The organism is uncultured Zoogloea sp. (assembly GCF_937894855.1).
Classification (GTDB): Bacteria; Pseudomonadota; Gammaproteobacteria; order Burkholderiales; family Rhodocyclaceae; genus Zoogloea; species Zoogloea oryzae.
Window position 1 is genome coordinate 1 of record NZ_CALAYQ010000211.1, and the last position, 7,255, is coordinate 7,255.

Below are 7,255 nucleotides of genomic sequence, written 5' to 3' on the forward strand. Positions count from 1 at the left end.
GGCTGTAATCCCGCTGGGTCCGCTTGTGCTTTGATTCCATTGACGCTTCCTTGCTACGGCAAAAAAGTGTCAAGCTATTTCAGGACGGGTCACTGAAATGAAAAACGGCGCCGAACAGGGCGCCGTTTCTCGTTGGCCGTACGCCTGGATCAGACGCCGAGCTTGGCCAGCCCCCGGGCCAGATCGGCCTTCAGGTCTTCAACCGCCTCGAGGCCGACCGCAACCCGCAGCAGGCTTTCGCGGATGCCCGAGGCTTCACGGGCCTCCGACGAGATCCGGCCGTGGGTGGTGGACGCCGGATGGGTCAGGGTCGTCTTGGTGTCACCCAGGTTGGCGGTGATCGAGACGACACGAGTCGAATCCACCACCGTCCAGGCTTCTTCGCGACCGCCCTTCACCTCGAAGCTGACGATCGCCCCGCCGCTACGCTGCTGACGCTTGGCCAGATCGTACTGGGCGTGGGACGGCAGGCCCGGATAGAACACCCGCGCCACCTGCGGCTGAGCTTCCAGCCAGGTGGCCAGTTCCAGCGCGCTGGCGGATTGCGCCGCCATGCGAATCTTGAGGGTTTCCAGCCCCTTCAGGATCACCCACGCGTTGAACGGCGAGATGCACGGGCCAGCGGTACGCAGGAACTTCAGCACCTCGTCCACCAGCACCTTGCTGCCGCACACCGCGCCGCCCAGCACGCGGCCCTGGCCGTCGAGGTACTTGGTGGCCGAGTGGATCACCAGATCGGCACCGAGCTTGAGCGGCTGCTGCAGCGCCGGCGAGCAGAAGCAGTTATCCACCGCCAGCAGCGCCTTCGATTCATGGGCAATGGCCGCCACTGCGGCAATATCCACCAGCTCGGTGAGCGGGTTGGACGGCGACTCGATGAAGAACATCTTCGTCGAGGGCGTCACCGCCGCGCGGTAGGCGTCCAGATCCGTGGCGGGCACGAAGGTGGAGGTGATGCCGAAACGCGACAGGATGTTGCCGAAGAGCTGCTGGGTGGCACCAAAAACCCCGCGGGACACGACCACGTGATCCCCGGACGACAGCAGCGCCATCACCGCAGACATGATCGCCGCCATGCCGGAAGCCGTCGCAATGCAGGCCTCGGCACCTTCCAGCGCCGCCAGACGTTGCTGCATCGCAGTGACCGTCGGGTTGGTGAAGCGGGCGTAGACGTTGCCCTCTTCCGCGCCGGAGAACCGCGCAGCGGCTTCGGCCGCGCTGTTGAAGACGAAGCTGGAGGTGAGATACAGCGCCTCGGAATGCTCGTTGAACTGGCTGCGCTCGATCCCGGCGCGAATCGCCAGGGTGTCCGGATCGAGGCCCAGGATCGGGTCAATGCTCAACTTTCGCTCCGGGAAACGAGGTTCAGGTCCATCTGACCGCCACCGTCCTCCGACACCGGCTTGCTGGCCGCGTCGTTGCGCTGGTTCTCGACGCCCGACAGGTATTCGTCGGTGACGTCGCCGGTCACGTAGCAGCCATCGAAACAGGAGGTCTCGAACATCGAGATGGACGGGTTGATCGCCTGGACCGCCGCCTTGAGGTCGTCGAGATCCTGGTAGATCAGCGCATCGGCGCCGATTTCGCGGCAGATTTCCTCTTCGGTACGGTTGCTGGCGATCAGCTCGTTCTTGCTGGGCATGTCGATGCCGTACACGTTGGCATAGCGCACCGGGGGCGCCGCCGAGGCCATATAGACCTTGGTCGCACCGGCATCGCGGGCCATCTGGACGATCTCGCGGCTGGTGGTGCCACGCACGATGGAGTCATCCACCAGCAGCACCGCCTTGCCCTTGAATTCCTGCTGGATGGTATTGAGCTTCTGGCGCACGGATTTCTTGCGGATCTCCTGGCCCGGCATGATGAAGGTCCGGCCGATGTAGCGGTTCTTCACGAAGCCTTCGCGGTACGGCACGTTCAGGTGATGGGCCATTTCCATCGCCGACGGACGGCTGGAATCGGGGATCGGGATCACCACGTCGATCTTCAGGTGCGGCATCGTGGAGCGCAGCTTGTGGGCCAGGAACTCGCCCATCTTGATCCGCGCGTCGTACACCGAGATGCCGTCGATCAGCGAATCGGGACGGGCCAGATAGACGAACTCGAACATGCACGGGGCCAGCACGGTGTGGCCGGCACACTGGCGGCTATGGAAGCGGCCTTCGGTGTCGATCAGGATCGCCTCACCCGGCGCCACGTCGCGCACCAGCTTGAAGCCCATCACGTCGAGGGCAACGCTCTCGGAGGCTACCAGCCACTCGGTGCCGTTGGGCGTGTCATTGCGCCCGATCACCAGCGGGCGGATGCCGTAGGGATCGCGGAAGGCCAGGAGGCCGGTGCCGGAAATCATCGCCACGGTGGCGTAGGCGCCCCGGCAGCGGCGGTGCACGCCAGCCACCGCGGTGAAGACGGTCTCTTCATCCAGGCGGAAGCTCTTGGCGGCGGCCTGCAGCTCGTGCGCGAGCACGTTGAGCAGCACCTCGGAATCGGAATTGGTGTTGATGTGCCGGAGATCCGACAGGAACATCTCCCGCTTCAGCTCCTCCGAGTTGGTGAGGTTGCCGTTGTGGGCCAGCATCAGGCCGAACGGCGAGTTCACGTAGAAAGGTTGCGCTTCGGCAGCGGCCGACGCCGAGCCGGCGGTCGGGTAGCGCACGTGAGCGATACCCCAGTTGCCGGGCAGATCGCGCATGTTGCGGGTACGGAACACGTCCCGCACCAGGCCGGAGCCCTTGTGCATGTGGAAGCGCCCGTCCTGCGAAGTCGCAATGCCAGCGGCGTCCTGCCCGCGGTGCTGAAGCACCTGCAGGCCGTCATAAAGAAGCTGATTGACGGGTGTCGTCGCTACTACGCCCAGAATCCCACACATTTCAAACCACCTATCGGTATCGAAGTCTTTTTGCCAACGGCTCAGGGAGCCAGGGTCGGGAAGCGGTCACGGCGGTCTCGAGGGGCGCCGACAGGCTGGCCTCCCGCCACCACGCTTCCTTTGCGAAGCCGCCGATGCCGACGAGCAACGCCATTGCAAACACGATCAGACCGCCCCTCACCGCGCCGAAGCACGCCCCGAGGAAACGGTCGGCAATCCCGAGGCCGGCTGCGCGAATCAGTTCGCTCAGCATCCAGCGCAGGATCGCCACAAGAATGAGTACGACAACAAAAATGAGCAGAAATGCCACCGGCCCCTGCAGCAGCGGCTCCTTCACCCAGTTCGCCACCAGCGGCTGAAGCTCGGGCATGAAGGACTTCGCCACCATGAAAGCCAGCAGCCAGGCGCCCAGCGCGACGATCTCGGAGATCAGCCCCCGCCAGAAACCCAGCAATGCAGACAGGCCGACGAGGCCGATGAACGCGTAATCCAGTCCGGTCAAGGCGTGTCACGTCCAGGGCTACTTGGCCGCCACGGATGCCTGCACGCCCAGAATCTTCTGGATGCGCGCAGCCGCCTTGTCGGCCGCAGCCTTGTTCGGGAACGGGCCCGCGCGAACGCGCACCTTGTCACCCACGGTTTCGACGTAAGAAGGATAGCCCTCGGCCTTGAGCTTTGCGCGCAACTGGGCCACGTTGCCCGCCTCGCGATAGGCACCGAGGGACAGCACGTGAGGCTTGACCGCCTCGTCCTTGGGATTTGCACCCATCAGCAGCGCTTTGGCGCGCTCGGCATCGGCCTGGGCCTTCTCGCGCTCCCGTTCCTTCTGTTCCTTTTCCTTTTGCTTGGGATCAGGCTTCGGCGGTTCGGGCTTCTTGGGCTCGGGTTTAGCTTCGGGCTTCGGCTCCGGCTTTCTGGGCTCGGGCCGGACGATTTCGGCCTTGGACGGCTCGACCTTGCGCGGCGGCGGAATGAGCTCCTCGCCCGGCTTGAAGACAGGGCTGCCCGCCTCCGGCTCGGACTTGCGGCCGGTCTGGGGCTTCTCTTCAACCACCGGCTCGGTGCTCTCCTCGGCAATCACGCCAGCCACCGGCTGGCTGGGCGCGGGCGCCTTTCCAGCGATCACGCGGGACGTGAAGTTGCTGCCTTCCTGGCTGGGAATGCGGATCTGAACGTCCTGCGAAGGCGGACGCGGCTCGTGGTCCATGACCATCGGCAACACGATGGCTGCAGCCAGCGCCAGCGCGGCGGAACCCACCAGGCGGCGCCGGGCACGTTTTTTCAGGTCGATCTGGGAATCGTTGTCGGCCATTCTTGCTGCAACACCTATTGCGGCGACTTCCTGGCGGCCATAACGTCCGCCACGGTCAGGAAGGAGCCAAAGATCACGATTCTATCACCCTCGGCCGCGCGACCCGCTGCGACCTCGTACGCACTTGCGGGCGACGGATATTCGGCGATGTCGCCATTCACGCCGACTTCCCGCAGGATTTCGGCGAGCCGGGCGGCCGGGAGACCGCGCGGACCAGGCAGCGTGGCCAGCAGCCAGTGGTCGACCCGATCACGCAGCAGACGCACCACACCCGCCACGTCCTTGTCGCCCAGCATGCCGAGCACCGCCCAGGTTTCCGGGAAGAAGCCCATGCTCGCAAGGTTCTCGTTGAGCACGCCAGCGGCCTGGGGATTGTGGGCGACGTCGAAGACCACCGCCGGACGCCCCGGCATGACCTGGAAGCGCCCCGGCAGCTCCACCAGCATGAAACCCTGGCGGATGGCCTGCATCGGAACCGGCAGGATGTCGCGAACGGCCTCACAGGCGGCCATCACCGCCGCTGCATTGAGGAGCTGGTTGGTGCCCCGCAACGCCGGATAGGCGAGTCCGCCACGGCGGCTGCCACCGGCCGTCCAGAAGGCCCATTGATTCTGATCCCCGGCAAATCCGAAGTCGCGACCGCTCACCTGAAGCTTCGCGCCAATGGCTTCGGCGTGATCGATGAGGGACTGGGGCGGCATGGGATCACTGCAGATTGCCGGCTTGCCGGGACGGAAGATCCCCGCCTTCTCGAAACCGATGGCCTCGCGGGTGTCGCCGAGGAAATCCATGTGATCCATGGCCACGCTGGTGACGATGGAGCAGTCGGGCTCGAACACGTTGACCGCATCCAGCCGGCCGCCCAGCCCCACCTCGAGGATGATCGCGTCGAGGCCGGCATGGCTGAAAGCAGCCCAGGCAGCCAGGGTGCCGTGCTCGAAATAGGTGAGCGGCGTGTCGCCCCGGGCGCGTTCGACTTCGGCAAAGGCATCGACCAGCACCGCGTCGCTGACGTCGCGGCCGTCAATGCGGACGCGCTCGTTGTAGCGCAGCAGATGCGGCGAGGTGTATAGCCCAACCCGCTTGCCAGCCGCGAGCAGCACGGCTTCGAGCAGCGCGCAGGTCGAGCCCTTGCCGTTGGTGCCGCCGATGATGAACACCGGGCAGGTTTGCGGAAGATTCAGCGCATCACGAACGGTGCGCACGCGATCCAGACCGAGCTGGATCGCCTGGCCGTGGCGGGCCTCGAGGAGACCCAGCCAGCCATCGAGTGTTTCGGGCAACTGCATGTCAGGCGGCGGAGCGGACAGACGCTTGTCGCGTCAGCAGGGTGAGGAGTTCGGCGAGACGGTCACGCAGTTCGCGACGGTCGATGATCATGTCGATGGCGCCCTTCTCGAGGAGGAACTCGGAGCGCTGGAAGCCCGGGGGCAGCGTTTCACGCACGGTTTGCTCGATCACACGAGGGCCGGCAAAGCCGATCAGGGCGCCGGGTTCGCCAATCACCAGATCGCCCATGAAGGCGAAACTGGCCGACACACCGCCCATGGTCGGGTCGGTGAGCAAGGTGATGAAGGGCAGCTTGCGCTCCGACAGTAGGGTGATGCCGGCGGTGGTCTTGGCCATCTGCATAAGCGAGAACAGGCCCTCCTGCATCCGCGCGCCGCCCGAAGCGGTCACGCAGATGAAAGGCAGGCGCTGCTCGACCGCAGCCTTCACGCCACGGATGAAACGCTCGCCAACCACCGAGCCCATCGAACCACCAAGGAACTCGAACTCGAAGCAGGCGATCACCACCGGCACGGTCTTGATGGCGCCCTGCACCACCACGAGGGCGTCGGACTCTTCGGAATCGGCATTCGCAGCGGCAAGCCGATCCGGATAACGCTTGAAATCCTTGAACTTGAGCGGATCGATCGGCACGACTTCGGCGCCGATCTCGAACTGGCCTTCCGGATCGAGCAGCAGCTCGATCCGCTGGCGGGCCCGGATGCGCTGGTGATGGCCGCACTTCGGGCAGACATTGAGGTTGCTCTCGAGGTCGGAACGGTAGAGCACCGCCTCACAGGCCGGGCACTTGCTCCACAGGCCTTCAGGGATCGCCTTGCGGCCCGATGGCGCGTCACGCTTGATCTTCGGCGGCAGCAGTTTCTTCAACCAGCTCATCAGCGCTCTCCTGCGTTGTCCATGGCCGTGCGGATACCGCGCAGGAAGGCGGTGACCTTCGCCGGGGCTTCTTCGCGGCTGCTCTGTTCGATTTCCTCGATGATCCGGCTGCCGATCACCACGGCGTCGGCGAGGCTGGCGATGCGCGCTGCGGTGGCCGCATCACGGATGCCAAAGCCCACGCCCACTGGCATGCCGACCTTCTCGCGGATCACCGGGATGCGCAGGGCAACCTCGTCCAGATCAAGGGTAGCCGAGCCCGTCACGCCCTTGAGCGAGACGTAATAGATGTAGCCACTGCCCACCGCCGCCACGTCGGCGAAACGCTGTTCGGTTGAGGTGGGTGCCAGCAGGAAGACCGGATCAAGCCCGGCGGCGCGGCAGACCTCGGCAAAGGTGACGCACTCCTCGGGCGGATAATCGACCACCAGCACGCCATCGACGCCGGCTTCGGATGCCGCCTTGGCAAAGGCTTCCAGGCCCATCGCCTCGATCGGGTTGGCGTAGCCCATCAGCACGACGGGCGTCTGGTCGCCGGTGGCGCGGAAGGCGCGAACCATATCAAGCACCTTGCGGGTGCTCATGCCCGCCGCCAGGGCCCGCTCGGAGGCGCGCTGGATGGTCGGGCCGTCGGCCATCGGATCGGAGAAGGGAACACCCAGTTCGATGATGTCGGCGCCGCCGGCCACGAGGGCCTGCATCAGCGGCAAGGTCATTTCGGGTGCAGGATCGCCGGCAGTGATGAACGGGATGAGCGCCTTGCGCCCTTCGCCGGCCAGCCGCTTGAAGGTTTGTTGGATTGTGGACATGGATCGTATGAATGGTCAGCGGCCCCGCCAGACACGCTGGCGAGGCCGTGAAGATCAGAACTGGATGCCGGACTTCTCGGCGACGGTGTGCATATCCTT

7 protein-coding genes are annotated in these 7,255 nt (G+C 65.2%); all 7 read right to left on the reverse strand.

Annotated features, from left to right (window positions below; genetic code table 11):
• Positions 1–149: 149 nt before the first annotated feature.
• The 7 genes from Q0672_RS23380 to trpA are packed head-to-tail and all read right to left on the reverse strand — an operon-like array spanning position 150 to position 7,156.
• Complete coding sequence (locus tag Q0672_RS23380) at positions 150–1,343, reverse strand: O-succinylhomoserine sulfhydrylase (protein WP_298626699.1); 1,194 nt, start codon at positions 1,341–1,343, stop codon at positions 150–152.
• Positions 1,340–2,869: an amidophosphoribosyltransferase gene (gene purF, locus Q0672_RS23385; RefSeq protein WP_298626702.1), complete on the reverse strand. Its 1,530-nt coding sequence runs from the start codon at positions 2,867–2,869 to the stop codon at positions 1,340–1,342. The genes Q0672_RS23380 and purF overlap by 4 nt, the downstream gene beginning before the upstream one ends.
• A 10-nt stretch (positions 2,870–2,879) precedes the next feature.
• Positions 2,880–3,371: a CvpA family protein gene (locus tag Q0672_RS23390; protein WP_284188151.1), complete on the reverse strand. Its 492-nt coding sequence runs from the start codon at positions 3,369–3,371 to the stop codon at positions 2,880–2,882.
• An 18-nt stretch (positions 3,372–3,389) separates the two neighbouring features.
• A complete protein-coding gene (locus tag Q0672_RS23395; protein WP_298626706.1) occupies positions 3,390–4,181 on the reverse strand; it encodes an SPOR domain-containing protein in 792 nt (263 codons plus the stop codon).
• Positions 4,182–4,195: 14 nt separating this feature from the next.
• Positions 4,196–5,470 carry a bifunctional tetrahydrofolate synthase/dihydrofolate synthase gene (gene folC, locus Q0672_RS23400; RefSeq protein ID WP_153160365.1) on the reverse strand — a complete coding sequence of 425 codons (1,275 nt, stop codon included), beginning with the start codon at positions 5,468–5,470 and terminating at the stop codon, positions 4,196–4,198.
• Position 5,471: 1 nt separating this feature from the next.
• Positions 5,472–6,347 (reverse strand): acetyl-CoA carboxylase, carboxyltransferase subunit beta, encoded by an 876-nt coding sequence (accD, locus tag Q0672_RS23405; protein WP_298626710.1) that lies wholly within the window; start codon positions 6,345–6,347, stop codon positions 5,472–5,474.
• Positions 6,347–7,156: a tryptophan synthase subunit alpha gene (gene trpA / locus Q0672_RS23410; RefSeq protein WP_298626712.1), complete on the reverse strand. Its 810-nt coding sequence runs from the start codon at positions 7,154–7,156 to the stop codon at positions 6,347–6,349. The genes accD and trpA overlap by 1 nt, the downstream gene beginning before the upstream one ends.
• Positions 7,157–7,255 lie beyond the last annotated feature (99 nt).

What these genes read in the sequence shown, in the direction of transcription:
- Q0672_RS23395 (WP_298626706.1), bottom strand. Translation starts at nt 4,181, where the DNA reads ATGGCCGACAACGATTCCCAGATCGACCTGAAAAAACGTGCCCGGCGC.
- accD (WP_298626710.1), bottom strand. Translation starts at nt 6,347, where the DNA reads ATGAGCTGGTTGAAGAAACTGCTGCCGCCGAAGATCAAGCGTGACGCG.
- trpA (WP_298626712.1), bottom strand. Translation starts at nt 7,156, where the DNA reads ATGTCCACAATCCAACAAACCTTCAAGCGGCTGGCCGGCGAAGGGCGC.
- purF (WP_298626702.1), bottom strand. Translation starts at nt 2,869, where the DNA reads ATGTGTGGGATTCTGGGCGTAGTAGCGACGACACCCGTCAATCAGCTT.
- folC (WP_153160365.1), bottom strand. Translation starts at nt 5,470, where the DNA reads ATGCAGTTGCCCGAAACACTCGATGGCTGGCTGGGTCTCCTCGAGGCC.